The sequence below is a fragment of the Campylobacter sp. BCW_6463 genome (assembly GCF_001762785.1).
Lineage (GTDB): Bacteria > Campylobacterota > Campylobacteria > Campylobacterales > Campylobacteraceae > Campylobacter_D > Campylobacter_D jejuni.
Genome location: NZ_MJXL01000040.1, coordinates 45,344 through 69,798 on the forward strand (window position 1 = coordinate 45,344; position 24,455 = coordinate 69,798).

Annotated in this window: 26 protein-coding genes; 14 read left to right on the forward strand and 12 right to left on the reverse strand. The window is 30.8% G+C overall.

The features are described 5' to 3' along the window. The first annotated feature begins 68 nt into the window (after positions 1-68). The 9 genes from AJ884_RS03990 (at position 69) to AJ884_RS04030 (ending at position 10,215) form a co-directional block, all read left to right on the forward strand. Positions 69-2,066 (forward strand): OPT family oligopeptide transporter, encoded by a 1,998-nt coding sequence (locus AJ884_RS03990; RefSeq protein ID WP_074470014.1) that lies wholly within the window; start codon positions 69-71, stop codon positions 2,064-2,066. A gap of 73 nt (positions 2,067-2,139) precedes the next feature. Further along, complete coding sequence (locus AJ884_RS03995) at positions 2,140-2,943, forward strand: undecaprenyl-diphosphate phosphatase (RefSeq protein WP_002860630.1); 804 nt, start codon at positions 2,140-2,142, stop codon at positions 2,941-2,943. 130 nt (positions 2,944-3,073) lie between these two features. Continuing rightward, positions 3,074-4,882: a threonine--tRNA ligase gene (gene thrS, locus AJ884_RS04000; protein WP_070233477.1), complete on the forward strand. Its 1,809-nt coding sequence runs from the start codon at positions 3,074-3,076 to the stop codon at positions 4,880-4,882. Beyond that, entirely contained in the window at positions 4,879-5,397 is a 519-nt protein-coding gene (gene infC, locus AJ884_RS04005) for a translation initiation factor IF-3 (RefSeq protein WP_070233476.1), read from the forward strand. Before thrS ends, infC begins: the two co-directional genes overlap by 4 nt. 38 nt (positions 5,398-5,435) lie before the next feature. Next, entirely contained in the window at positions 5,436-6,527 is a 1,092-nt protein-coding gene (locus tag AJ884_RS04010; RefSeq protein WP_070278514.1) for a DNA adenine methylase, read from the forward strand. 163 nt (positions 6,528-6,690) lie between these two features. Continuing rightward, complete coding sequence (argC, locus tag AJ884_RS04015) at positions 6,691-7,719, forward strand: N-acetyl-gamma-glutamyl-phosphate reductase (protein ID WP_070233474.1); 1,029 nt, start codon at positions 6,691-6,693, stop codon at positions 7,717-7,719. A 9-nt stretch (positions 7,720-7,728) separates the two neighbouring features. After that, a complete protein-coding gene (locus AJ884_RS04020; protein WP_070233473.1) occupies positions 7,729-8,175 on the forward strand; it encodes a GNAT family N-acetyltransferase in 447 nt (148 codons plus the stop codon). A gap of 3 nt (positions 8,176-8,178) precedes the next feature. After that, positions 8,179-9,024 (forward strand): acetylglutamate kinase, encoded by an 846-nt coding sequence (gene argB / locus AJ884_RS04025; RefSeq protein WP_079396354.1) that lies wholly within the window; start codon positions 8,179-8,181, stop codon positions 9,022-9,024. A gap of 3 nt (positions 9,025-9,027) precedes the next feature. Beyond that, positions 9,028-10,215, forward strand: coding sequence for an aspartate aminotransferase family protein (locus tag AJ884_RS04030; RefSeq protein WP_079860136.1), 1,188 nt, complete (start codon positions 9,028-9,030; stop codon positions 10,213-10,215). 19 nt (positions 10,216-10,234) lie between these two features. Here AJ884_RS04030 and AJ884_RS04035 read toward each other — a convergent pair whose 3' ends face one another. Next, complete coding sequence (locus tag AJ884_RS04035; protein WP_002861021.1) at positions 10,235-10,864, reverse strand: protein-L-isoaspartate(D-aspartate) O-methyltransferase; 630 nt, start codon at positions 10,862-10,864, stop codon at positions 10,235-10,237. A gap of 88 nt (positions 10,865-10,952) precedes the next feature. Between AJ884_RS04035 and AJ884_RS04040 the strand changes: the two genes are divergently transcribed. Beyond that, complete coding sequence (locus AJ884_RS04040; protein ID WP_002861022.1) at positions 10,953-11,501, forward strand: gamma carbonic anhydrase family protein; 549 nt, start codon at positions 10,953-10,955, stop codon at positions 11,499-11,501. Here AJ884_RS04040 and AJ884_RS04045 read toward each other — a convergent pair. The 7 genes from AJ884_RS04045 to AJ884_RS04075 all read right to left on the reverse strand — a co-directional run bounded on the left by AJ884_RS04045 (position 11,470) and on the right by AJ884_RS04075 (position 16,629). Beyond that, positions 11,470-12,843: a nicotinate phosphoribosyltransferase gene (locus AJ884_RS04045; protein ID WP_074470018.1), complete on the reverse strand. Its 1,374-nt coding sequence runs from the start codon at positions 12,841-12,843 to the stop codon at positions 11,470-11,472. The genes AJ884_RS04040 and AJ884_RS04045 overlap by 32 nt on opposite strands. After that, positions 12,830-13,852: a ribonucleotide-diphosphate reductase subunit beta gene (locus AJ884_RS04050; protein ID WP_002870660.1), complete on the reverse strand. Its 1,023-nt coding sequence runs from the start codon at positions 13,850-13,852 to the stop codon at positions 12,830-12,832. The genes AJ884_RS04045 and AJ884_RS04050 overlap by 14 nt, the downstream gene beginning before the upstream one ends. A 14-nt stretch (positions 13,853-13,866) precedes the next feature. Beyond that, positions 13,867-14,277, reverse strand: a complete 411-nt coding sequence (locus tag AJ884_RS04055) for an RDD family protein (RefSeq protein ID WP_002870659.1) — start codon at positions 14,275-14,277, stop codon at positions 13,867-13,869. Continuing rightward, positions 14,278-14,886, reverse strand: a complete 609-nt coding sequence (gene pyrE / locus AJ884_RS04060; RefSeq protein ID WP_002854423.1) for an orotate phosphoribosyltransferase — start codon at positions 14,884-14,886, stop codon at positions 14,278-14,280. A gap of 2 nt (positions 14,887-14,888) precedes the next feature. Beyond that, positions 14,889-15,452 (reverse strand): ribosome recycling factor, encoded by a 564-nt coding sequence (gene frr, locus AJ884_RS04065; RefSeq protein ID WP_079460285.1) that lies wholly within the window; start codon positions 15,450-15,452, stop codon positions 14,889-14,891. 9 nt (positions 15,453-15,461) lie between these two features. Further along, the gene (gene secG / locus AJ884_RS04070) at positions 15,462-15,830 is read right to left on the reverse strand and encodes a preprotein translocase subunit SecG (protein ID WP_070233472.1); all 369 of its coding nucleotides are present in this window, start codon (positions 15,828-15,830) and stop codon (positions 15,462-15,464) included. Between the two features lie 103 nt (positions 15,831-15,933). Further along, the gene (locus AJ884_RS04075) at positions 15,934-16,629 is read right to left on the reverse strand and encodes a Bax inhibitor-1/YccA family protein (protein ID WP_002851668.1); all 696 of its coding nucleotides are present in this window, start codon (positions 16,627-16,629) and stop codon (positions 15,934-15,936) included. A gap of 160 nt (positions 16,630-16,789) precedes the next feature. Between AJ884_RS04075 and AJ884_RS04080 the strand changes: the two genes are divergently transcribed. Both AJ884_RS04080 and AJ884_RS04085 read left to right on the forward strand, forming a co-directional pair. Further along, the gene (locus AJ884_RS04080) at positions 16,790-17,425 is read left to right on the forward strand and encodes a carbonic anhydrase (protein ID WP_002851887.1); all 636 of its coding nucleotides are present in this window, start codon (positions 16,790-16,792) and stop codon (positions 17,423-17,425) included. Beyond that, positions 17,422-19,305, forward strand: a complete 1,884-nt coding sequence (locus AJ884_RS04085; protein WP_044794269.1) for a mechanosensitive ion channel family protein — start codon at positions 17,422-17,424, stop codon at positions 19,303-19,305. The genes AJ884_RS04080 and AJ884_RS04085 overlap by 4 nt, the downstream gene beginning before the upstream one ends. A 23-nt stretch (positions 19,306-19,328) precedes the next feature. Here the strand turns inward: AJ884_RS04085 and AJ884_RS04090 are convergent, their stop codons facing one another. From AJ884_RS04090 to AJ884_RS04105, 4 genes are all read right to left on the reverse strand, one after another. After that, positions 19,329-20,300 carry an iron-sulfur cluster assembly scaffold protein NifU gene (locus AJ884_RS04090; RefSeq protein WP_002861028.1) on the reverse strand — a complete coding sequence of 324 codons (972 nt, stop codon included), beginning with the start codon at positions 20,298-20,300 and terminating at the stop codon, positions 19,329-19,331. A gap of 9 nt (positions 20,301-20,309) precedes the next feature. After that, positions 20,310-21,491 (reverse strand): NifS family cysteine desulfurase, encoded by a 1,182-nt coding sequence (locus AJ884_RS04095; protein ID WP_002858709.1) that lies wholly within the window; start codon positions 21,489-21,491, stop codon positions 20,310-20,312. A 177-nt stretch (positions 21,492-21,668) separates the two neighbouring features. Then, positions 21,669-22,070, reverse strand: coding sequence for a hemerythrin domain-containing protein (locus AJ884_RS04100; RefSeq protein WP_070233471.1), 402 nt, complete (start codon positions 22,068-22,070; stop codon positions 21,669-21,671). 138 nt (positions 22,071-22,208) lie between these two features. Beyond that, complete coding sequence (locus tag AJ884_RS04105) at positions 22,209-23,375, reverse strand: hypothetical protein (protein ID WP_070233470.1); 1,167 nt, start codon at positions 23,373-23,375, stop codon at positions 22,209-22,211. Positions 23,376-23,530: 155 nt separating this feature from the next. On the opposite strand from AJ884_RS04105, the gene rpmI reads away from it, so the two are divergent. Next, complete coding sequence (rpmI, locus tag AJ884_RS04110) at positions 23,531-23,722, forward strand: 50S ribosomal protein L35 (protein ID WP_070233469.1); 192 nt, start codon at positions 23,531-23,533, stop codon at positions 23,720-23,722. A gap of 93 nt (positions 23,723-23,815) precedes the next feature. Then, on the forward strand, positions 23,816-24,169 hold the full coding sequence (gene rplT / locus AJ884_RS04115) for a 50S ribosomal protein L20 (RefSeq protein ID WP_002851731.1): 354 nt from the start codon (positions 23,816-23,818) through the stop codon (positions 24,167-24,169). Positions 24,170-24,455: the final 286 nt, after the last annotated feature.

The following is a 24,455-nucleotide window of genomic DNA, read 5'->3' on the forward strand; positions in this document are numbered from 1 at the left end:
AGAAAAATTATAAATTTAAACTTATAAGAATATTTTTTAACGTTGAAAGTAAATTTTAAAACGGAGAAATGATGTACAAAAAACAAAATTTACCAGAACTTACCTTAAGGGGTTTGATTTTGGGAAGTATTTTAACTATTATTTTTACAGCTTCAAATGTATATTTGGGGTTAAAAGTGGGACTTACTTTTTCATCATCAATTCCAGCTGTGGTCATCTCCATGGCGGTTTTGAGTCTTTTTAAGACTTCAAATATTTTAGAAAATAATATGGTTCAAACTCAAGCTTCAGCAGCAGGAACTTTATCATCAGTTATTTTTGTTATCCCAGGACTTTTTATGTGTGGGTATTGGAGTGAATTTCCACTTTGGCAAACTTTTATGATATGTCTTTGTGGTGGTGGACTTGGAGTGCTTTTTACTATACCATTAAGAAGGGCTATGGTAGTTGAAAGCAAACTTGCTTATCCTGAAGGTAGGGCCGCAGCTGAAATTTTAAAAGTAGCCAATAAAGATCAGAGTAATAAAAAAGGAAAACAAGGTATTAAAGAAATAGCATTAGGCTCTTTTATAGCTGCTATTTTTAGTTTATTAAGCAATGGTTTTAAACTCACTGCAAGTGAGAGTAATTTTGCTTTCATTTGGAATAAAATGGCTTTTGGTTTTTCTATGGGATATTCTTTGGCACTTTTAGGAGCAGGTTATTTAGTCGGTTTAGCAGGTGCTATAGCTCTTTTTGTAGGTATGTTTTTAGCTTGGGGTATTTTTACTCCTTATCTTTCAAATTTTGAATTCGATAGTGCAAAAAATGCCGTAGATTTAGCTTCTAGTGTATGGAGTTCTAAAGTAAGGCTTATAGGAACAGGAGCTATTGCTATAGCAGCGCTTTGGACTTTAATAGAACTTTTAAAACCCGTTATTGAAGGTATTAAAGAAATTGTTAAAAATGTTAAAATTACTAATCAAGAAAAAAATGAAAGAACAAATATAGATCTTTCTTTAAAAAGTATTTTTATACTTTTTGTTTTAATGGTTGTGGGTTTATTTATTACTTTTTATAGTTTTGTTGAAGATGCTAACTTAAGCATTTATTATCAAATGCTATTTTCATTTGTTGGAACTTTAGTTTCTGTTTTAATAGGTTTTTTTGTTGCAGCAGCTTGCGGATATATGGCAGGACTTGTAGGATCTTCTTCTAGTCCTATTTCTGGAATCGGACTTATTGGTGTTATTATTTCTTCTATTGTTTTTTTGGTTTTAGGTGTGGAACTTTTTCAAGATCCTATGCTTTCTAAATTTGCAGTAGCGTTAGCTATTTTTACTACTAGTGTTATTTTGGCTACAGCTGCTATTTCGAATGACAATTTACAAGATTTAAAGACAGGGCATTTAGTCGGAGCTACTCCTTGGAAGCAACAAGTTGCTTTACTTGTAGGCTGTGTTTTTGGTGCTTTGGCTATAGTTCCTGTTTTAAATTTGCTTTATCAAGCCTATGGTTTTGTTGGGGCAATGCCAAGAGAAGGTATGGATGCTTCATCGGCTTTAGCAGCACCGCAAGCGAATTTAATGAGTACTATCGCTCAAGGAATTTTTCATCACAATATAGAGTGGGGTTATATGGCTTTTGGTGTATTTGTAGGAATTTTAATGATTATTATAGATAAAATTTTAAGAAGAACACAGAAGATGTCTTTGCCACCTTTAGCCGTTGGAATAGGTATTTACCTTCCACCTGCTGTAAATATACCTTTAGTTATAGGCGGAATTTTAAAATATATTGTAATGCAATACTTAACTAAAAAATATGCAAAAAATTCTCATAAAGAAGAAAAACTTGCAAGTTGTGAGCAAAGAGGCACGCTTTTTGCTTCAGGGCTTATAGTGGGTGAAAGTATTTTTGGGGTAATTATCGCAGGAATTACTGTATTTTCAGTAAGCATGGGTGGTAGTGAAAATCCTTTAGCTTTAAATTTAACAAATTTTCATGATAGCGAGCTTTTAGCACTTATCTTTTTTGTGGGAGTTGTATTATATTTCATTAAGCGTATTGTTAAAAAAGATGCTTAATTTTTGGGGTTAAAACCCCATTTAATCCATTCTGATATAATTTTTCTTTTGCAATTATCATTCAAGGATTAAAATGGAAAATTTATATGCTTTAATACTTGGAATTATAGAAGGTCTGACTGAGTTTTTACCTGTTTCTTCAACAGGACATATGATTTTAGGTACGACTATTTTAGGTATTGATATAGATGAGTTTTGGAAAAGTTTTTTGATTATTATCCAGCTTGGTTCTATTTTGGCGGTAATTTTTGTATTTTGGCGTAAATTGTTTCAAGGGCTTGATATTTGGTTAAAACTTGCAGTGGGATTTTTTCCTACTGGAGTTATAGGGCTTTTTGTGGCAAAATACTTAAATGCTTTATTTAATGGTTGGGTTGTGGTTGGAATGCTCATTTTTGGTGGTGTTGTGCTTATTCTTATAGAACTTGCGCACAAAAATAAACAATATCGTATCAATTCTTTAGAAGAAATAAGCTTTAAACAAGCTTTTTGTATAGGTATTTTTCAATCTTTAGCCATGATTCCTGGCACTTCAAGGAGTGGAGCAAGTATTATTGGTGGGCTTTTGTTAGGATTTAATAGAAAAGTTGCGGCTGAGTTTAGTTTTTTGCTTGCCATTCCAACGATGATTATCGCTACAGCTTATAGCATTTATAAAGAGCCTGAGCTTCTTAGCAATGCAAATTCTTTAATTCCTTTAGGCATAGGTTTTATCACTGCTTTTATTGTTGCAGTTTTAGTTATAAAATTTTTCTTAAAATTTATTTCTAAATTCGACTTTATCCCTTTTGGAATTTATCGTATTATTTTAGGATTTGTTTTCTTTTATTTGTATTATAGTGGGATTTTAAATGCTGGAAGTGAATTTAAGCTATAAATAAATATTAAATTTATTCTAAGATTTTTTTAAAAATAAGCTGAATTTCAAAAATAATTAAGTCTTAGAAAGTTAAAATTAGAACTTTATAAACACTCACAGGGTAAGTGAGCGACAAAGGGTTAAAAATATGGAAAAAGAAGTTATTGCGTATTTGGACAATGAGACAATAATTGACTCTCAAAGTGTGAAAAATACAAATTTAAAAGAAATTTATTTTGATAATTCTAAAGAAAGTTTAGAAGTAATCCGTCATTCTTGTGCGCATTTAATGGCACAGGCGATTAAGAGTTTGTATCCTGAGGCTAAATTTTTCGTTGGTCCTGTTATAGAAGATGGATTTTATTATGATTTTCGTGTGGAAAGTAAGATTGGCGAAGAAGATTTAGTAAAAATTGAAAAAAAGATGAAAGAACTTGCTGAAGCAAAGATTGAAATTTTAAAATATGAAATCACAAAAAACGAAGCTTTGGCTAAATTTCAAAATGATGATTTAAAACAAGAAGTTTTATTGCGTATTCCTGATGGAGCTGTAAGTATTTATAAACAAGGTGAATTTGAAGATTTGTGTCGTGGTCCTCATGTTCCAAATACGAAATTTTTACGCTTTTTTAAACTCACTCGTGTTGCAGGAGCGTATTTGGGTGGCGATGAAAAAAGAGAAATGCTTACTCGAATTTATGGTACCGCTTTTGCAGATAAGGAAAGTTTAAAAGAGTATTTAACCATTATCGAAGAAGCTAAAAAACGCGATCATAGAAAGCTTGGAACAGAGCTTAAGCTTTTTACTTTTGATGATGAGATCGGAGGAGGTCTTCCTATTTGGTTGAGTAACGGTGCAAGACTTAGATCTAAACTTGAACATATGCTTTATAAGATCCATCGTTTACATGGTTATGAGCCTGTGCGTGGGCCTGAACTTTTAAAAGCAGATGCATGGAAAATCAGTGGGCATTATGCAAACTATAAAGAAAATATGTATTTTACACAAATTGATGAACAAGAATATGGCATTAAGCCTATGAACTGTGTGGGACATATTAAAATTTATCAAAGTGATGTAAGAAGTTATCGTGATTTGCCTTTGAAATTTTTTGAATATGGCGTGGTACATCGTCATGAAAAAAGTGGGGTTTTGCATGGGCTTTTTAGAGTGAGAGAATTCACTCAAGATGATGCACATATTTTTTGTATGCCAAGTCAGATTAAAGAGCAGGTTTTAGAAATTTTAGCTTTTGTGGATAATTTGATGAAATTATTTGATTTTAGCTATGAGATGGAAATTTCAACTAAACCTGAAAAAGCCATAGGTGATGATGAAATTTGGGAAGTAGCAACTAAGGCTTTAAAAGAAGCTTTAGATGAACAAGGTTTAAAATACGGTATTGACGAAGGTGGTGGGGCTTTTTATGGTCCAAAGATCGATATTAAAATCACCGATGCTTTAAAAAGAAAGTGGCAATGCGGAACCATACAAGTAGATTTTAACCTGCCAAGTCGTTTTAAACTCGAATATACTGATAGTGATAATGAAAAAAAACAACCTGTAATGTTGCATCGTGCGATTTTAGGTTCTTTTGAAAGATTTATAGGAATTTTAACCGAGCATTGTGCGGGCGAGTTTCCATTTTTTATTGCACCAACTGCTGTGGGTATAGTACCAATAGGCGAAGCACATATTGCTTATGCAAAAGAAATTCAAAAAGAATTATTAGAGCTTAATATCGATAGTGAGGTGTATGAAAAAAATGAGAGCTTGAGTAAAAAAATTCGTATCGCTGAAAAACAAAAATTACCTATGATTCTAGTTTTAGGTGATGATGAGGTGACAAAGCGTAGCGTTGCTTTAAGAGATAGAAGAGCTAAAGAACAAAAAAATCTTAGCTTGGACGAATTTATTAAATTAGTTAAGGAGAAAATGAGTGAGGTGCACTTTTGAGTAAGGAAAAAGAAGTATTGCTTAATGAAGAAATAAGAGCGGATGAAATCAGATGTGTTGGCGATGATGGTAAGGTTTATGGTATTATCAGTAGCAATGAAGCTTTAGAAATTGCAAACCGTTTAGGGCTTGATCTTGTAATGATAGCCGCGGACGCTAAGCCGCCTGTTTGCAAGATCATGGACTATGGTAAATTCCGTTATCAACAAGAGAAAAAACAAAAAGAAGCAAGGAAAAAACAAAAAGTGATTGATATAAAAGAAATCAAACTTTCTGTAAAAATTGCTCAAAATGATATTAATTACAAGGTAAAACATGCTTTAGAATTTTTAGAACAAGGTAAGCATGTGAAATTTCGTGTATTCTTAAAAGGTCGTGAAATGGCAACTCCTGAAGCAGGTGTAGCCTTACTTAAAAAAATTTGGATCATGATAGAAAATGAAGCTAATCGTGATAAAGAGCCAAATTTTGAAGGTCGCTATGTAAATATGCTTGTAACTCCAAAAAAAGCTTAATCCATTTTTGTGGATAAAGCTTTTAAAGGTTTTAAATTTTGAAAGAAAATCCTTTTTTTTTAAAAGAGCAAATCATAACTTATCTTGGAAATAAAAGAGCACTTTTAAGTTTTTTAAATAAGGGCTTTAATGTAGCTAAAAAAGAACTCGGCAAGGATAAATTTAGTTTTTGTGATATGTTTAGTGGCTCAGGTGTTGTCAGTCGTTTTGCAAAGGCATACTCGAGTTATATTTTAGCTAATGATTTAGAAGATTATTCAAAACTTATCAATAAGTGTTATCTTGCTAATAAAGATAAAGATTTGCTCCAAAATCTAAAAAAGTGTTATAAAAATTTAACCCAAAATTTAGATTTTCAAAAAGGTTTTATCAGTGAGCTTTATGCTCCAAAAGATGATGATAATATTAAAAAAAATGAAAGGGTTTTTTATACTTTTAAAAATGCTTTATATCTTGATACTATGAGACAAAGAATTGAAAATGAAATTCCAAAAGAATTAAAGCATTTTTTTATAGCCCCTTTAATTTATGAAGCTAGTGTGCATTCAAATACTAGTGGAGTTTTTAAAGGTTTTTATAAGGGTAAGGATGGCATCGGAAAATTTGGTGGCGAAGGACAAAATGCACTTAAACGCATTAAAGGGGAAATAGAGCTTAAAATGCCTATTTTTTCAAATTTTTCTTGTGAATTTGAAGTGATGCAAAAGGATGCAAGCATGCTTGCAAAAGAACTTGATTTTTTTGATGTGGTTTATCTTGATCCTCCTTATAATCAACATCCTTATAGCTCTAATTACTTTATGTTAAATTTAATCGCAAATTATAAAAAACCTGAAGAAATTTCTAAAATCAGTGGCATTCCAAAAGATTGGAATCGTAGTACTTTTAATAAGTCAAAATTTGCCCAAGATGCTTTATTTGAACTTATTAATGATTTAAAAGCAAGAGTGATTTTACTTTCTTATAATTGTGAAGGTTTTGTAAAAAAAGAAATTTTTTTAAAGCGTTTAAGTACTCTTGGAAAATGTCGGATTTTAGAACAAAAATATAATACTTTTAGAGCTTCTCGCAATCTTAAAAATCGTAATATCCATCTTCATGAACAACTTTATATTTTAGTTAAAAATTAAATTCTTGTTGCTAAAATTATTTTTTATTTTGCATGATTAAATTAATTTTATTTTTTCAGATGTTTTGATTTTCGAGCAATAAAGATAAGGTTAAAGAGAATAATAGTTAAAATTTTTAACTTTTTTTGTTTATAATACTTGCTTTTACATTTGAAGGATAAAGATGAAAATAAAAGTTGGGATTTTAGGAGCGAGTGGTTATGCAGGTAATGAGCTTGTACGCATTTTGCTTAATCATCCCAAAGTTGAAATTTCTTATCTATGTTCGAGTTCTAGCGTGGGGCAAAATTATCAAGATCTTTATCCTAATATCCCTTTAAATTTATGTTTTGAAAATAAAAATTTAGATGAGCTTGAACTTGATCTTTTGTTTTTGGCTACTCCGCATGAATTTAGCGCTAAGCTTTTAAATGAGAATTTGTTAAAAAAGATGAAAATCATTGATTTAAGCGCAGATTTTCGTCTTAAAAATCCTAAAGATTATGAGCTTTGGTATAAATTCACTCATCCTAATCAAGAGCTTTTGCAAAATGCGGTTTATGGACTTTGCGAGCTTTATAAAGAAGAGATAAAAAAAGCAAGTTTAGTGGCAAATCCAGGTTGTTATACCACTTGTTCGATCTTAAGTCTTTATCCGCTTTTTAAAGAAAGAATCATTGATTTTAACTCAGTTATTATTGATGCAAAAAGTGGGGTAAGCGGAGCAGGAAGAAGTGCAAAGGTGGAAAATCTTTTTTGTGAAGTTAATGAAAATATCAAAGCTTATGGTTTGGCTTCACACCGTCATACTCCTGAAATTGAAGAACATTTAAGCTATGCGGCCAAAGAGAAAATCACTTTACAATTTACCCCTCATCTTGTACCTATGCAAAGAGGAATTTTAATCAGTGCTTATGCAAATTTAAAAGAGAATTTGCAAGAACAAGATATACGCGATATTTATACAAAATACTATCAAAACAATAAATTCATAAGGCTTTTACCGCCGCAGTCGTTTCCGCAGACTCGGTGGGTTAAATCAAGCAATTTTGCGGATATCAATGTTAGTATAGATCAACGCACAAGGCGTGTTATTGTGCTTGGTGCTATTGATAATTTAATTAAAGGCGCAGCAGGACAAGCTGTTCAAAATATGAATTTAATGTTTGATTTTGATGAAGATGAAGGACTTAAATTCTTTGCAAATTTGTAAAGGATAAAAATGTTAATACGAGCTATGCAAAAAAGCGATTATGAAGTCGTTTATAAGCTTTGGTGCGAGATAAAAGGCTTTGGGATAAGAAGCATTGATGATAGCAAAGAAAATATAGAAAATTTTTTAGATAGAAACCCAAATCTTAGCGTTGTAGCAGTGATTGATGAAGAAATTGTAGGAAGTATACTTTGCGGGCATGATGGACGCACAGGGGGATTTTATCATGTATGTGTACATAAAGATCATAGAAAAAAGGGTATAGCACACGAGATGACGAAATTTTGTCTTGAGGCTTTAAAAGCTCAAAAGATCAATAAAATCGCCTTAATCGCCTTTAAAAACAATGATTTGGGCAATGAGTTTTGGAAACATTATGGTTTTACTTTAAGAGAAGATGCGAATTATTACGATCTTTCTTTAAATGAGTATAATCAAACTAGCTTTAATGTTTAAGGAATGATCATGCAAAAATATTTAGAAAAAGCCAATGTCTTAATCGAAGCTTTACCTTATATACGCAAATTTAATTCTAAGATTATACTTATAAAATACGGTGGATCAGCTATGGAAGATGAAGAGCTAAAGCATTGTGTGATGCAAGATATAGCTCTTTTAAAACTCGTGGGTTTAAAGCCTATCATTGTACATGGCGGAGGAAAAGATATTTCTGCTATGTGTGAAAAATTAGGCGTAAAGAGTGAGTTTAAAAACGGTCTTAGAGTTAGTGATAAAGCCACTACTGAAGTAGCAAGCATGGTTTTAAATCATATCAATAAAAATTTAGTTCATAGTTTGCAAAATTTAGGAGTTAAAGCCATAGGGCTTTGTGGTAAAGATGGTGCACTTTTAGAATGTGTGAAAAAAGATGTAAATTTAGCTTTTGTTGGCACGATACAAAAGGTAAATTCGAAAATTTTAGAAGAGCTTTTAGAAAAAGATTTTTTACCTATCATTGCTCCTATTGGCATGGATGAGGATTTTAATACTTATAATATTAACGCTGATGACGCAGCTTGTGCGATTGCTAAGGCTTTAAGGGCTGAAAAACTTGCTTTTTTAACCGATACTGCAGGGCTTTATGAGGATTTTAATGATAAAAATTCTTTGATTTCTAAAATCAGTCTTGAACAAGCTAAAATTTTAGCTCCTAAAATAGAAGGCGGTATGCATGTAAAATTAAAATCTTGCATTGATGCTTGTGAAAATGGAGTTAAAAAGGTGCATATTTTAGATGGGCGCGTGAAGCATTCTTTGTTGCTTGAGTTTTTTACTGATGAAGGTATAGGCACTTTGGTGGGTTAAAGAATGAAAATGGATTATAAAGAACAAAGTCATATTATCCCTACTTATAAGCGTTTTGATATAGTTTTAGAAAAAGGGCAGGGGGTTTATCTTTTTGATGATAAGGCTAAAAAATATCTTGATTTTTCAAGTGGTATAGGCGTTTGTGCTTTAGGATATAATCATGCTAAATTTAATGCTAAAATCAAAGCTCAAGTGGATAAGCTTTTACATACTAGCAATTTATATTATAATGAAAACATAGCCGCTGCAGCTAAAAATTTAGCCAAAGCTAGTGCTTTAGAGCGTGTTTTTTTTACAAATTCTGGCACAGAAAGTATAGAAGGAGCGATGAAAACAGCTAGAAAATACGCCTTTAACAAAGGTATTAAGGGCGGACAATTTATCGCTTTTAAGCATTCTTTTCATGGGCGTACTTTAGGGGCTTTATCGCTTACTGCTAATGAAAAATATCAAAAGCCTTTTAAACCTTTAATTTCAGGGGTTAAATTTGCAAAATATAATGATATTTTAAGCGTTGAAAAACTAGTAAATGAAAAAACTTGCGCCATTATCTTAGAAAGCGTGCAAGGAGAAGGTGGGATAAATCCTGCAAATAAAGATTTTTACAAAGCCTTAAGAAAGCTTTGCGATGAAAAAGATATATTATTAATCGCTGATGAAATTCAATGTGGCATGGGTAGAAGTGGAAAATTTTTTGCCTATGAGCACGCACAAATTTTGCCTGATATTATGACTTCAGCTAAGGCCTTAGGTTGTGGGCTTAGTGTGGGTGCTTTTGTAATAAATCAAAAAGTAGCAAGCAATTCTTTAGAAGCAGGCGATCATGGTAGCACTTATGGGGGAAATCCTTTGGTTTGCGCAGGAGTGAATGCAGTTTTTGAAATTTTTAAAGAAGAAAAAATTTTAGAAAATGTCAATAAACTCACGCCTTATTTAGAGCAAAGTTTAGATGAGTTGATAAAAGAATTTGATTTTTGTAAAAAACGCAAAGGCTTAGGGTTTATGCAAGGGCTTAGTCTTGATAAAAGTGTAAAAGTGTCCAAGGTCATTCAAAAATGCCAAGAAAATGCACTTTTGCTGATAAGTTGCGGGGAGAATGATTTGAGATTTTTACCTCCTTTGATTTTGCAAAAAGAACATATTGATGAAATGAGTGAAAAGTTAAGAAAGGCTCTAAAGAGTTTTTAATAAATTTTGTAAAAAAAGTTTATTCTTTTCCATCTACTATAGGCACAAATAAACATTCTTCTAAAATTTCTTTTTGTAAATTTGTGCCATTTTTTCTAAGGCGTGTGATGAATTGTTTGCCATTGTGTAAAATAGGAGCGACTAAAATCCCGCCATCGCTTAATTGATCGAGTAAAATTTCAGGAATTTGTGTCGCATAAGCAGAAAATAAAATTCTATCATAAGGAGCATAATTTTTCCAGCCATTTTGTCCATCATCAAATTTTACATTGATATTAAAAAGTTCTAATTCTCTGAAAGTTTGAGCGGCTTTTTTGGCTAAATTTTCTATGCGTTCTATGGTAAAAACACGCCTTATGACTTTGCTTAAAATCGCAGCTTGATAGCCGCTTCCACAACCTATCTCTAAAATACTATCAGCATTTTTAAAATCTAAAGCCATAGTCATTTTAGCTACAGTTAAAGGTGAACTAATCCATTGAGAATTTGCCAAAGGCAAAGCATCAAGGCGATAAGCATGGGCTTTTAAAGGAGAAAAAATTTCACGCGGAATTTGACAAAAAGCATTAAAAAGCTCTTCATTGATAAAAACTTTTTGTGCAATTTCTTCAGCCATATTTTGACATCTTTTTTGTTCAAATGCGTTCATTACTTCTCCTATAAATTTAAATAAAAATTGTAACTAAAAAAGTTGAAATAGAGTTAAACTTAGCTATACTTAAATAAAAAGGAAAAAAATGCTTATAAAATTTAAAAATCATAGTCCCAAACTAGGTCAAAATGTTTTTGTTGCAGAGGGAGCTAAAATCATAGGAGAAATAGAAATAGGAGATGAAAGTAGCATTTGGTTTAATTGTGTTTTAAGAGCTGATGTTAATTTTATAAAAATTGGCAAAAGAACCAATATTCAAGATCTTAGCACGGTGCATGTTTGGCATAGGGAATTTGACGAAAAAGGAAAGTTAAAAGATGCTGGTTTTCCTACAATAATAGGAGATGATGTAACCATAGGACATAATTGCGTTATCCATGCTTGTGTGATAAAAAATCGTGTTTTAATCGGAATGAATGCTGTTGTCATGGATAATGCTTTGATAGAAGAAGATAGCATAGTGGGTGCTGGAAGCGTTGTAACAAAGGGTAAAAAATTTCCGCCACGCTCTTTGATACTTGGAAATCCTGCAAAATTTGTGCGTGAATTAAACGATGAAGAAATAAGCTTTCTAAAACAATCCGCTTTAAATTATGTGGATTTTAAAAACGAGTTTTTAAAAGATCTTCAGTGATATTTTGAAGTTTAGGCGAGAGTTTTACTTCAAATTTCACAAAACGATCAAGATCTAAAAAACTCTCATCGAGTTTTGAGATTTGCTCTTTTGTATAATCTTGAATAGTATTTAAAGATGACTTTTTAAGAAGTCTTTTTTCTTTGTAGACTAATTCTAAAAGTTCTTTGCGTTCTAAATTTTCATCTTGATTTGGGTTTTCGTCAAAAACATAAAGCTCATCAAAAAGGATTTTTTGCGTGTTTTTATCATAAACTCTAAAAAGTTTTTTAAAATGAGGTAGGGTTGATTTTTCGTTATTTTCACTGATTTTTATTTTAGGTTTTATACCTTGATCTTCTAAGGCTGCGAGTTTATAAACACAACTAAAAATAGGATCGCTTGAAGCAGTGATCAATCTTTCGCCTACACCAAAGATATCAATAGGTGCGTTTTGTTCTTTGAGTTTTTTAATGCTCCATTCATCAAGGGCGTTAGAAACTATGATTTTACATTTTTGAAGTCCTGCTTGATCAAGTTCTTGTCTGATTTTCAAACTCAACTCAAATAAATTTCCAGAATCTATTCTCACACCGCCTTCTTGGATACCAAATTCTTTAAAAACTTTAATTGCATTTTTAAGTCCGCTATTTAGACAATCATAAGTATCAATCAAAAAAACAGGATTTTTTGGATAAATTTTCACATAAGCTTTAAAAGCTTCAAGTTCATTTTCAAACATTTGCACCCAAGAATGTGCCATAGTTCCATTGATAGGGATATTATAAATTTTTCCTGCTAAAGTACAAGCACTTCCTATGCAACCTCCTATAAAAGCTGCTCTTGCCCCTTTTAAGGCCGCTTCACTTCCTTGTGCTCTGCGTGAGCCAAATTCTAAAATTTTACTGTTTTTAGCTGCACGCACGATACGATTGGTTTTGGTAGCAATAAGGCTTTGGTGGTTTAAACTTAAAAGTAAAAAAGTTTCTAAAAGCTGTGCTTCTATGGTTGTAGCTTTAATACATAGCAAAGGTTCGTTTGGAAAAATCACTTCTCCTTCACGCATAGCATAAATTTCACCTTTAAATTTAAAGTTAGCTAAAAAATCTAAAAATTCTGTATCAAAAATACCTTGTTTTCTTAAAAATTCTATATCTTCTGCATCAAAACTCAAATTTTCAACAAAGTCTAAAATATCTTCAAGACCTGCAAAAATAGCAAAAGATCCTGAATCTGGAATTTTTCTAAAAAATATATCAAAATAACAAATTTGATCTTTTTTATTGTTTTTGAAATAGCCTTGAGACATTGTAAATTCATAAAAATCACAAAGTAAGGCTAAAGAAGTTTTAGAAGTCATCAAAGCTTATACTACCCTTAGAATAATTCGTTACTTTACTTTCAAAGAAATTGCTCTTTTGATCGTTAAATTTTGAAAAATCATCTACCCATTTAATAGGATGTTTTGCATTGTATAGCTTGTCTAAATTGATTGCGCTTAATCTTTGATCTACAAGATAATGGATATATTCTTCTATGATATCATCAGTAAAGCCCATGATTTGATTTTGAGTGATGTATTTACCCCATTTGATCTCAAGATCTCCAGCTTTTTTAAACATATCATAAATTTTATTGATATTTTCATCATGGAACAAATCAGGTCTTTCTTTGCGTACTGAATTGATCATATTTTGAAATAATAAAAGATGTGTGATTTCATCTCTTTGGATAAAGCGGATCATTTGTGCTGAACCTAGCATTTTTCCTGCACGTGCAAGTGCGTAAATAGCAGTAAAACCACTATAAAAATATACTCCTTCTAAAATTTGATTTGCCACCATAGCTAAAAGAAGTTTATTATCATCTACATCGCCTGCTAATTCTTCATAAATGCTTGAAATAAAGTCATTTTTTTCACGCAAAGTTTCATCATGCTTTTCCATTTCATAAATCAAATCTGTATTATCGCAAATCGCTTCTACCATAACAGCGTAAGATTTTGAATGGTTTGCCTCTTCATAAGCTTGGCGTGCTAAAACCGCATTGATTTCAGGAGCTGTGATATAAGGGTTGATATTATCTGCTAAATTATTGGTTTGAAAACTATCCATAGAAATAAGCTGACTCCAAACTAAATCATACATTCTTTTTTCACCTGTGGTTAAATTACAGCGATAATCAAGTGCATCTTTAGTTGTATCCACTTCTTTTGGAAACCAAGTATTTGCCTCCATTAAATCCCAAAGTTTTAAAGCCCAAGTATATTTTGCCTTAGTGAAATTTAAAATTCCATGTGGGTTACCATCAAAAACTTTACGATCTCCTAGGGTTTCGTTTGAGCTTGGATTGTAAATTCTTTTTCTTTGCATTTTTTAACCTTTCTTTATGCTTTGGTGGCTATACAACTTTGAGTTAAAATATCATGTAAATTTAAACGATCTTTTCTTACAAAACTGACAAATAAACCAAAGAGTAAGCCAAAACTTATAATAAATATCACATATCTTAGTAAAATTCTAAGAAAACTTAGTTTCTTTCCCGTTTTTATATCAATAAGATATAAATCATATGCTTTAAGACCTGGGCTTTGTGCCTTTTTTGTTAAAAAAATAGCTTGAATCAAACCAAATAAAAAAGTACATAAAGTTGTGATAAAATGGTTGTTTAAAAAAGCTTCTTTAGAGCCTAATATAAAATAAAATAAATATAAAATAGGAACATAAATAAGAAAAATATCTATAAGCAAAGCTCTAAATCTTAACCATCTAGAGCTAATTTTTGCTTTAGTTTTCATTTAATTTCCACGACTTCCTGGTTTTATGGCTTTGCTCCCTTTTTTACAAAGCGGACAATTTGTTTCATCATAAATTTCAAATTCAAAATTTCCTAGAGTAAAGAGTGGTAAATTTTCAGGTAATTTCGCATTATCTTTTCTTGGAGATTTTAGATTTTCTACCGCACAAAAACCACGATTTGCTAATGCTGCAAAACCTACAACAATGCCACCTAAACTTTCAATGATTTTTGCACTCTCTAAAGCACTACCACCTGTAGTAATGATATCTTCACAAATTATAAATTTTTCACCCTTTTTTACTTCAAAACCACGTCTTAAAGTCATTTCTTTATTTACTCTTTCAGTGAAGATAAAACGTTTACTACAAGCTCTCGCAAGCTCATAACCTGCTAAAATTCCACCTAAAGCAGGAGAACAAATGCTATCAAATTCTATCTTATAGCTTGCAATAATCTTTGCAAGTTCATCACAAAGTTTTGCTGCTAATTTTGGATCCTCTAAAACTTTTGCACTTTGAAGATAAAATTGCGAATGTTTACCTGAACTTAGTAAAAAATGCCCTTCTAAATAAGCACCACAATCTTTATAAATTTGCTCTAAATTCATCGTTAAACCTTTAAAAGTTCACTTTCTTTGCTTTTTACACTCTCATCAATTTTTGTTGTATAGGTGTCGGTAAGTTTTTGCACTTCATCATAAGCTTTTTTTGCTTCATCTTCGCTTATTGCCTTATCTTTTTCTAGTTTTTTAACTGCATCGTTGGCATCTTTGCGTATATTTCTTATAGAAACTTTTGCCTTTTCACCCATAGCTTTAGCTTGCTTTACGTTTTCTTCTCTTTGCTCTCTAGTCATCGGAGGGAAAAATAATTTTACACTTTCGCCGTCATTGTTTGGATTTACACCGATATTTGCAGCTGCAATAGCACTTTCTATGGTTTTTAGTAAAGGTTTTTCCCAAGGAGTGATGCTAATAGTTGAAGCATCGCTTGCTAAAACAGTTGCTACTTGATTTAAAGGAGTTTGAGTTCCGTAATAATCCACTGTAATATGATCTAAAATATGGGTATTAACTTTTCCAGTTCTTAAAGTGGTGAAGTCTTTTTTTAAGGCTTCTAAAGATTTTTCACTTTGGGTTTTTTGTTTGTTAAAAATTTCACTTAGCATTATCATTTCCTTTAATTATTTACTTGAATTAACATCGCTTGGAAGTTGTGGTGCACTTGGAGCGATAGAATTTGTGTTTGGGGTAGCAGGCACAATAGGAGCGCTTGGAATAGTAGTGTTGTTTTCTACTTTAATTTTCTCTGCTAGAGAGTCCTTGCTAGCTTTATTGTATAAATAACCAAGACCAATAGTATTTGCAATAAGTAAAATTCCCATAATAAAGGTAAATTTTGCTAAAAATCCAGCCGGTCCTTTGGCGCCAAATAAACTTTCATTGCTTCCACTATAAGCTCCAAGTCCTATACTTGAACTTTTTTGAAGTAAAACTGCTATACAAATAACTACAACGATGATAAATTGTAAAATGATTAAAAGAGTGATCATTGAAAATTCCTAAAAGTTAATTTTTAAATGATTATTTTAGCTAAATAAAACTTGAAAAGTTTTGAAACTTGATAAGTTTTTGTGAGAAAAATCCCACAAAAACTTATCTGCTATTGAAGCTTCTTAAGATATTAAGTAAAGATACGAAAAGATTAACAAAATCAAGATAAAGTGCTACTGCACCTTCGATTGGAGTTTCATAATTTCCGCGGATAATATTTTGCGTATCATAAAGAATGTAAAATGAAAATAATATTGCAGCTACTGCTGAAATAGCTAGATTAACTATACTGCTTTGGAAGAAAAGGTTTAGTAAAGATGCTGCTACAATAACGATTAATACTATAAATAAAGCTTTACCCATAACAGTAAAATCTTTTTTTGTATTCATAGCAAATACACTAAGTCCTGCAAAAGCAACCGTTGTTAAAGCAAAAGCTTGAGCGATGATAATTCCTCCAGCTGGTAGAGCTAAAACTGAAATAAGTAAAGGTGTAAGCGTTAAACCTGAGCAGAAAGTAAAACCAAAAAGTAAAACAAGATTTAATGGAGCCTCTCTTTTTTTCCATTGCAAAGCAAATAAAAGTCCGATTTCAACAGCAAAAAGGATCCAAAAAGTTACTTGTGATTGTATAAAAAATGATGCTAAAGCAAAAATTCCTACATATGCACCTACTGTTGCAGCTAATAATGAAGCAGCAAAAAGTTGATAAGTTTGTTTAATAAAAATACTTAATTCGCTTGAGCGTGTATTTTCAAATTCTTTTGATCTTGAGTAGTCTCTATCATAAAGACTCATAAAATTCTCCTTGCAAAATTGTTAGATTTTTTAAAATCTTGAGCGAAATCTAACATATTAGACTAAATAAAAAGTTAATTTATATAATATCTTAATGCTTAAATGAAATCTTTGCTGAAATTTTGTTATAATTTCAAGATTTTAGTTTTAGGTTGGTTTTATGGAAAATCTTATTAGCGGTGCGATTAAGTTTATGCAAGAAGACTTTAAGGAGCATGAAGAACTTTTTGAAAGTCTAAAAAATAAGCAAAATCCCCATACTCTTTTTATAGGTTGTTCTGATTCTAGAGTAATTCCAAATTTGATCACTAATACGGGTCCAGGTGAGCTTTTTGTAATACGAAATATTGCAAATATAGTTCCACCTTATCGCGTTGGAGAAGATTACTTGGCGACAACTTCAGCAATAGAGTATGCTTTAAATTCATTGCATATTAAAAATATCGTCGTTTGTGGCCATAGTAATTGTGGAGGTTGCAATGCTCTTTATTATTCTGATGAAGAGTTAAATAAAATTCCTAACGTGAAAAAATGGCTTACTATGTTAGATCCGATAAAAAAAGATGTGATGATTTTTGCAAGAGACGATTTGGCTATGCGTTCATGGCTTACAGAAAAATTAAATTTAGTAAATTCTTTGCAAAATATACTTACTTATCCAGGCGTGCAAGAAGCTTTAGATGAAGGAAAAATAGAAGTACATGCTTGGTATTATATTATAGAGACAGGTGAAATTTATGAGTATGATTTTAAAGCAAAAATTTTTACTTTAATACAAGATAGGAAAGTTCAATGAAGAAAATTATTTTTAGTTTATGTTTTTTTATTTTATACCTTGGAGCACAAGAATTTAAATTTATTGATGCGAATATTAGTAAAGAAGATGAAGGAATTTATGCTTTAGTTGAAAAATATGTTGATCTTAACAATCAAATTAAAGAATTTAAGAAAAACAATGATGAAAATTCAAGCACTTTTAATGGTATTTTAAGTGAATTTGAAAAAGACAAAAAGACTATTTTAGCAAAAATACCCGATATGATAGTAGGACAAAAGATTAATGAAGAGGCAGTGGCTAGATTTTTAAAAGCAAAAGAAAAATTACTAGATGTTCAAAAAAAGAATATTAATAAGCCTTACATTTATACAGATGCCACTCTTAATCTAGTTTATTTTAACATTGTGGAAAGTTTTTATTCTTCTTTGTTTGAAGTGGAAAAACTTTTTAAAAATACAGCAAGTAGTGAAGATTTAATTGCTACTGTTGATAAGGCAATGGAAAATTTACAAAATTCTTCTAGTGTAAATTTAGATAGTTTTAAAAGCAAAATTACAAATCCAGAAGAATTGGAAAAAATTACCCTAAAAGAAAGATATATTGGTAACGCTCTAGATTCTTATTCTGAAATTCTTAAGTATTTACGATCAAATGCAGATTTGCTTGAAAGTAATTATATTTTTTCACTACTTGAGCTTCAAGTTTGGATAGATCGTATAAACGAGGCAATTGGGGTAAGTTTTGTTAATATCGGAAAAATAGTAATTTCTGCTTTGGTTTTAGTTTTTTTTATATCTTTAAGACGTTTTTTTGCAAATATAGTATATTTTTTCCTTGTTCGGCTTTTTTATAGAAATAAAAATGATGTAGATGATATTAAAGTTATTTTTATTGAGAATATTAAAAAACCAGTGAGTTTTTTTCTGATTGTTTATGCTATTTCGATTTGTCTTACTATAGCAACTTATCCTGCACCTTTAAGTATTAATTTGAGTAATTTTTTCCACATAATTTATGCGGTTTTGATTGCATGGCTTATTTTAAAAATGCTTGATGGTTATGGAATGGTACTAGTTTCTAAGCTTGCTCAAAAAAGCGGAAAAAAAGAAGTTGTAAATTTAATTATTAAAATTTTATATTTTGTTATTATTATCATAGCTTTATTATATATCCTTGCTCAGCTTGGTTTTAATATTTCAGCTATTATTGCATCTTTGGGAATTGGTGGTTTAGCTGTTGCTTTAGCAGCGAAAGATATAATTGCAAATTTCTTTGCTTCTATACTTTTACTTTTTGATAATAGTTTTAATCAAGGAGATTGGGTAGAGGTTTCAGGTATAGAAGGAACAGTAGTTGAAATAGGACTTAGAAAAACTACTATTAGAACTTTTGATAATTGTCTCGTATTTTTACCAAATTCAACTATTATGGGAGCTAATATCAAAAATTGGAGTAAAAGACGCATGGGTCGCCATGTTAGAATGTATTTGGGTGTTGGTTATGATGCTACTCCTGAAAAATTAGATCAATGTGTAAAAGATTTGAAAGAATTTTTGGATACAAGTGATTTGGTAGCTCACGATGAGGATAGTGCATTAAAATATGGTGATCATACGACAAAATATCGTCAAAATCTTGTATCTATTAACGATTTAGAAGGCTATAAAAATGCTTGTTATGTGGCTTTAAGCGAATTTGCAGATAGTAGTATTAATATAGAGCTTTATTTTTATACCAAAGAAATAGGTGGAAAAGATTTTAGAGAAGCTAGACAAAGTTTAATGCTTGAGTTTATGCGTATAATTGAAAAAAATGGTTTAACCTTTGCTTTCCCAAGTCGCAGTATTTATATAGAAAATTTACCACCCCTTGATTTGCAAGCAAAAGCTATAAAATAGCAAGATTTTATCTTGCTATTTTTTTAAACTGGCATAACGCGTATATTTGGACTTAATTCTTCTTGTAAAATTGTTTCAATAGCATAAAGTGTTGCACCACTTCCACTAGAACAACCACTACAAGCACCAAGATAACGAATATAAACATCAATTGCTGCGCCTTCAGCCTTTTGTATATCAATTACTTCCAAATCTCCACCATCATTATGAAGCATAGGGCGAATTTCAGCATCTAAAACACTTTCAACTGCTTTTAATTGTCCTACTACGGTCATTTCATCAAAAGCTACATCACTTTTCATTGTATTTTTGAGTTTTTCTCTATCCATCTCGGCTCTGGTTTCAGCTAAAATATCTACAAGGTAATAATCTCTTTTTTCATGTCCGCCTGGTTTGATACAGGACTTGCAAAAAGCACCTGCTTTAGTATATTGTGTGATTTCTTCTACACTATGCAAATCATTAAGTTTAATCACTTCTTTAATAGTTCCAAGACTTACTCTAGCGCACTCACAAACTATAATTTGATCTTCAAAATCTTCAGGACTTATACCTTTATAATGAGCTGCTGCTTGTTTGATTACATCATAAGCCATAACCGAACAGTGCATTTTTTGAGGTGGAACAGCTGGAGTTTCTGGATTATCACGCATAGCAAATTCCACATCTAAATTTGTGATTTTTACTGCTTCATCTACAGTTTTTCCTATGCAAAGATCTACCATAGTATCACTACTTGCTATAGCTGTACCACAACCAAAACTTTTAAATTTTGCATCGATAATTTTATCAGTTTTTTCATCTACAAGCCAAAAAAGTCTTACTGCATCACCGCAACTTTCTGCGCCAAAATCAGCTACGATCAATTTTGCATTGCGTGCTTTAGCATCTTCTTCGCTAAATTCTCCCATATGTTGAGGATTATTCATTCTATCTTGAACTTTTTGTGAATACTCATCCCAAATGGATCCACCAATTAAACTATTTTTTCCCATTTTTCATCCTTATTTGTAATTATTTGGATTATAAGCATAAGTACAAGAAATTGCTCTTAATCTCTGTGTTGCATTTTTAATTTGTTTTGCTGCATAATCAATTTCTTCTTCAGTGTTAAAACGTGACAAAGAAAGTCTTAAAGCTGTATGCGCTAAATCATGCTCCGCACCGATAGCTTCCATAATAGGATTGCTTTCTAAAGCTTCACTTGCACAGGCTGAGCCCGTACTTGCAGCTATACCATTTTTATTTAAATCCCAAAGCATTGCTTCGCCTTCAACACCTTTAATACTTGCTAAGATTGTATTAGGCACACGGTGTTCCCTTTTTCCAACCACTGTTGTATCAGGCAAGGCTAAAATTTGATCTTCTAGTTTATCTCTTAAACGGCGTATATGAGAATCTTCAAAATCAAGCATAGTATTTGCAATACGCAAAGCCTCGCCCATAGCCACTATATAAGGCACATTTAAAGTTCCACTTCTACGACCACCCATGTGTTCTCCACCGTGTAAAAGTGGAGTAAGTTTAAGTCCTTTTTTTATAAAAAGTCCACCCACACCCTTTGGTCCATGAAATTTATGCGCCGAAAATGAAGCAAAATCAACTCCTACTTGAGTCAAATTAACCTTTATTTTGCCTACTGCTTGAGTAGCATCTGTATGAAAAAGAGCGCCAAATTCATGTGCAAGTTCTGCCATCGCTTTAATATCAAAAATCATACCTGTTTCATTATTTGCCCACATAACACTTACAAGTGCTGTTTTATCGCTAATCACTTTACGTAAATCTTCTACAGTAGAAACCCCTTCTTCATTTACAGGGAGTTCTATGACTTTTACTCCAAGACTTTTTAAAAAATAAGCAGCAGCGGTAACAGCAGGGTGTTCTACGCTAGAAATAATCACTTCATTGCGTTCTTTATCTAAAATATGATCAAAATACACACCCTTAAGCACCCAGTTAATGCTTTCTGTCGCACAGGAGGTTACAACTATGTCATCTAGGTCATTTGCTCCAAGTCCTGCATAAAGTTTATCCAAAGCTTCTCTTAAGGCAGGATGTGTTGCGCTACCATATTGATGAAGGCTATTTGGATTTCCATACATATCCTTTAAAAAAGGTAGCATCAACTCATAAGCATTAGGATCAAGCATCGTCGTTGCATTGTTATCTAAATATACTTTCACTTTAAAATCCTTAATTTATCCTTAACTTTAATTAGGATATTTTTTATCTTTATTCGAAAATGGATAATAACAAAAATTTATAAAAATTAGGTTAAAAATTATAACAAAAATAAAATGTTAAAGTAAAATTTTAAAGTGAAATATTTTGTGGATTTTATATAGTAAAAATGAGAAATACTATTTCTTAAATTTTTCTTCGTAATACTTTACTATTTTTGAATCTTCTTTGACTGTATGTTTAAAGATAAAATCTTGAACAACGAGATCTAGCTTTTCAGTCATTATATTTACAAATTTAGCTTCACTGATGATAATTTCTTCAATTTCTAAGATAATTTTTCTGTGAATTCTTGTATGATGGTTGATATAAGGATATTCTATTTCTCTCATAAAGGCTTCTTCATCTGAAAAATGTCTATTGATCATTATCAACAACTCTCTTAAAACAATTTTTAATTCTTTTGTTTCAACATGACGTTGGCTCATTAAAGAGAGTTTTTTAGAAATTTCAAAAAGTTCTTTATGTTGATGATCTAAAAGATCATTATTCATTGAAATAATTTTTTCACTATAAATCATGGTTTTGAGTGCTTTTATATTTATATTTTTTCGGGGGCGAATTATAATGTTATTATACTTAAAATTTTATTAATTAATCATATAAAAATTATTATTATTGAAATATTTATAATTTATATATTTTTTGTAAAAATTATTTTAAACCATCACAGACATATAAGAGTTTAGAATTTTATTTATATTTGCTTGTTTTTGGCGACGATCTAGAAAATTTTCTATAGAATTAGAGCGTAGTTGATTTACCTCTTCTAATCTTTGCGTGTCTTGACTTTGGTTTTGATATTGTTTTTTAAAAGCATCAAAATCATTGCGAGTTTGATCGATATAAATTTGAAATATTGAGCTTGAATTTGCAAATTCTCTTAAATCCATATCTTTTTGGTAGTTAATATATTGTTGAAAAAATACAGATAGTTTGTCTTGAGTACTTGTTTTTTTATCTATGCCATTAACATAAAGATAAAGATCAAAACTCATCTTTTTTTCATTTTCTTTTTTAATATAATCTTCTATATCCATTTCGCCTTTAAGAATTTTTTGTAAATTTTGATGAGAGCTCAGTTCTAGAGTGACAGGTTTCATAAAAAAGTTAAATTCTTTTTCATTTTGGGTTTTTATATCATGGTAGATAAAATTCATTAAAAGACCAGATTTTGATACTTCTGCATTTTTAGTTAAATAAGGTTTTAAAATTTCATTAGAAGAAGTATTTTCTATGGCTTTATTAAAATGAAAATTAGTTATTTTATTATCTAACATTAAAGTATTTAAATTTGTGATATTGCTTAATGCTAAATCAATTTCTTCTTGATTGTTGTAAATTCTTGAAATTTGGCCCAAAAATTCTCCATTATCTGTTGAAAAACCTGATGATAGTTTTGAAATAAAATCGCGATTTAAATAAGCATTATCATCTTGTAAAAATTCTGAATTTATAGATTTTAATGAACTATGATAGCTATTTAAAAGATAAGGTAGATCAATTTTATTATAATTTAAAATTTCATCTTGTTTCGTGAGTTCTTTTGCTATACTTCTAACGCTTTTAATATTGATATCATAAGATTCTGGTATATTGGCAATTTTATTTAAATCTTTATCGAAAAAACCTTCTTCATTGATTCTAAATCCAAATTCACTGGCATAAGTGGTATTATTAAAAATATAACTTAATTGTTCTAAGCTATTTTCATTTCCTTCTTGTTCTAAAGCTTTGCTATCTTTAATTAAATTTAGAGCAGAGCTATTCTGTAAAGGATTAGATAAGGTTAAATTTTGATACGGATTTGCCGAATTTATAGTCATTTTAAATCTTTCCAAAATATTGCTGATTTTTTATAAGCAAAAGGTGTGCCAAGTTTTTTAAAAATTAAATTCAGTCAAAAATTAGAAAACATTTGATAGTATTTAGCTTTTCTTTTAATTTGAAAAATAAAAATTTATCTAAATAAGGAAAGCGTATGCCAAAGATGAAAAGCGTTAAAAGCGCAGTTAAACGCTTCAAAGTAGGTAAAAATAAAATCAAAAGAGGCTCAGCTTTTAGAAGTCATATTTTGACTAAAAAACCTGCAAAAAGAATGCGTGATCTTCGCACAGCTAAATATGTGCATAACACAAATGTAAAAGCTGTTGAAAAAATGCTAGGAATTTAAGTTTTTGACTAAAAGTCATTCAAACTCCCCTCTGAGATAAAATTTCAAGGGTAAGCTCCAAATTTGGACGCCACTTTATGAAAGGAAATAAAAATGGCAAGAGTAAAAACAGGTGTTGTTAGACGCCGCAGACACAAAAAAGTTTTAAAATTAGCACGTGGTTTTTATAGTGGACGCCGTAAACATTTTAGAAAAGCGAAAGAACAATTAGAAAGAAGTCTAGTCTATGCTTATCGTGATAGACGCCGCAAAAAAAGAGACTTTCGCCGTCTTTGGATTGTGCGTATCAATGCTGCTTGTAGGCTTAATGATTTAAGTTATTCAAGATTTATTAATGGTCTTAAAAAAGCAGGTATTGAACTTGATAGAAAAATTCTAGCAGATCTAGCTATGAATGATGCTGCTGCTTTTGCAAAAATTGCAGAGGCCGCAAAAAAAGCACTTTAATTTTTTAGTGTAAGAATTTCAAGATTTTATCTTGAAATTCTTAAAATTCTAAACAACCTTACAGCATAAATTTTATTCTCAAAAATTTTTTTACATTTTATTTTTTTTATTTATCATTGAATTTATATAAAATCACATTTATTGTGCCTTGAAGCTTTTAAAACGACTAAATTCTACAGTATGTAATTTTTAAATTATCCAAAAAGAATTTAACGACTTTAACAACATCCATCCCAATAATTTTAAAATTATCAGGATGAAATTTTTAACAAGTAGGAGAGTAAAC

Bases quoted from the DNA above. Each gene is read 5' to 3' on its own strand.
- AJ884_RS04040 (WP_002861022.1), top strand. From the start codon at position 10,953: ATGCTTATAAAATTTAAAAATCATAGTCCCAAACTAGGTCAAAATGTT.
- AJ884_RS03995 (WP_002860630.1), top strand. From the start codon at position 2,140: ATGGAAAATTTATATGCTTTAATACTTGGAATTATAGAAGGTCTGACT.
- AJ884_RS04090 (WP_002861028.1), bottom strand. From the start codon at position 20,300: ATGGGAAAAAATAGTTTAATTGGTGGATCCATTTGGGATGAGTATTCA.
- AJ884_RS03990 (WP_074470014.1), top strand. From the start codon at position 69: ATGATGTACAAAAAACAAAATTTACCAGAACTTACCTTAAGGGGTTTG.
- AJ884_RS04035 (WP_002861021.1), bottom strand. From the start codon at position 10,864: ATGAACGCATTTGAACAAAAAAGATGTCAAAATATGGCTGAAGAAATT.
- AJ884_RS04100 (WP_070233471.1), bottom strand. From the start codon at position 22,070: ATGATTTATAGTGAAAAAATTATTTCAATGAATAATGATCTTTTAGAT.
- AJ884_RS04075 (WP_002851668.1), bottom strand. From the start codon at position 16,629: ATGAGTCTTTATGATAGAGACTACTCAAGATCAAAAGAATTTGAAAAT.
- AJ884_RS04105 (WP_070233470.1), bottom strand. From the start codon at position 23,375: ATGACTATAAATTCGGCAAATCCGTATCAAAATTTAACCTTATCTAAT.
- AJ884_RS04030 (WP_079860136.1), top strand. From the start codon at position 9,028: ATGAAAATGGATTATAAAGAACAAAGTCATATTATCCCTACTTATAAG.
- AJ884_RS04080 (WP_002851887.1), top strand. From the start codon at position 16,790: ATGGAAAATCTTATTAGCGGTGCGATTAAGTTTATGCAAGAAGACTTT.
- frr (WP_079460285.1), bottom strand. From the start codon at position 15,452: ATGATAATGCTAAGTGAAATTTTTAACAAACAAAAAACCCAAAGTGAA.
- AJ884_RS04085 (WP_044794269.1), top strand. From the start codon at position 17,422: ATGAAGAAAATTATTTTTAGTTTATGTTTTTTTATTTTATACCTTGGA.
- AJ884_RS04050 (WP_002870660.1), bottom strand. From the start codon at position 13,852: ATGCAAAGAAAAAGAATTTACAATCCAAGCTCAAACGAAACCCTAGGA.
- thrS (WP_070233477.1), top strand. From the start codon at position 3,074: ATGGAAAAAGAAGTTATTGCGTATTTGGACAATGAGACAATAATTGAC.
- rplT (WP_002851731.1), top strand. From the start codon at position 23,816: ATGGCAAGAGTAAAAACAGGTGTTGTTAGACGCCGCAGACACAAAAAA.
- rpmI (WP_070233469.1), top strand. From the start codon at position 23,531: ATGCCAAAGATGAAAAGCGTTAAAAGCGCAGTTAAACGCTTCAAAGTA.
- argB (WP_079396354.1), top strand. From the start codon at position 8,179: ATGATCATGCAAAAATATTTAGAAAAAGCCAATGTCTTAATCGAAGCT.
- AJ884_RS04020 (WP_070233473.1), top strand. From the start codon at position 7,729: ATGTTAATACGAGCTATGCAAAAAAGCGATTATGAAGTCGTTTATAAG.
- argC (WP_070233474.1), top strand. From the start codon at position 6,691: ATGAAAATAAAAGTTGGGATTTTAGGAGCGAGTGGTTATGCAGGTAAT.
- secG (WP_070233472.1), bottom strand. From the start codon at position 15,830: ATGATCACTCTTTTAATCATTTTACAATTTATCATCGTTGTAGTTATT.
- pyrE (WP_002854423.1), bottom strand. From the start codon at position 14,886: ATGAATTTAGAGCAAATTTATAAAGATTGTGGTGCTTATTTAGAAGGG.
- AJ884_RS04055 (WP_002870659.1), bottom strand. From the start codon at position 14,277: ATGAAAACTAAAGCAAAAATTAGCTCTAGATGGTTAAGATTTAGAGCT.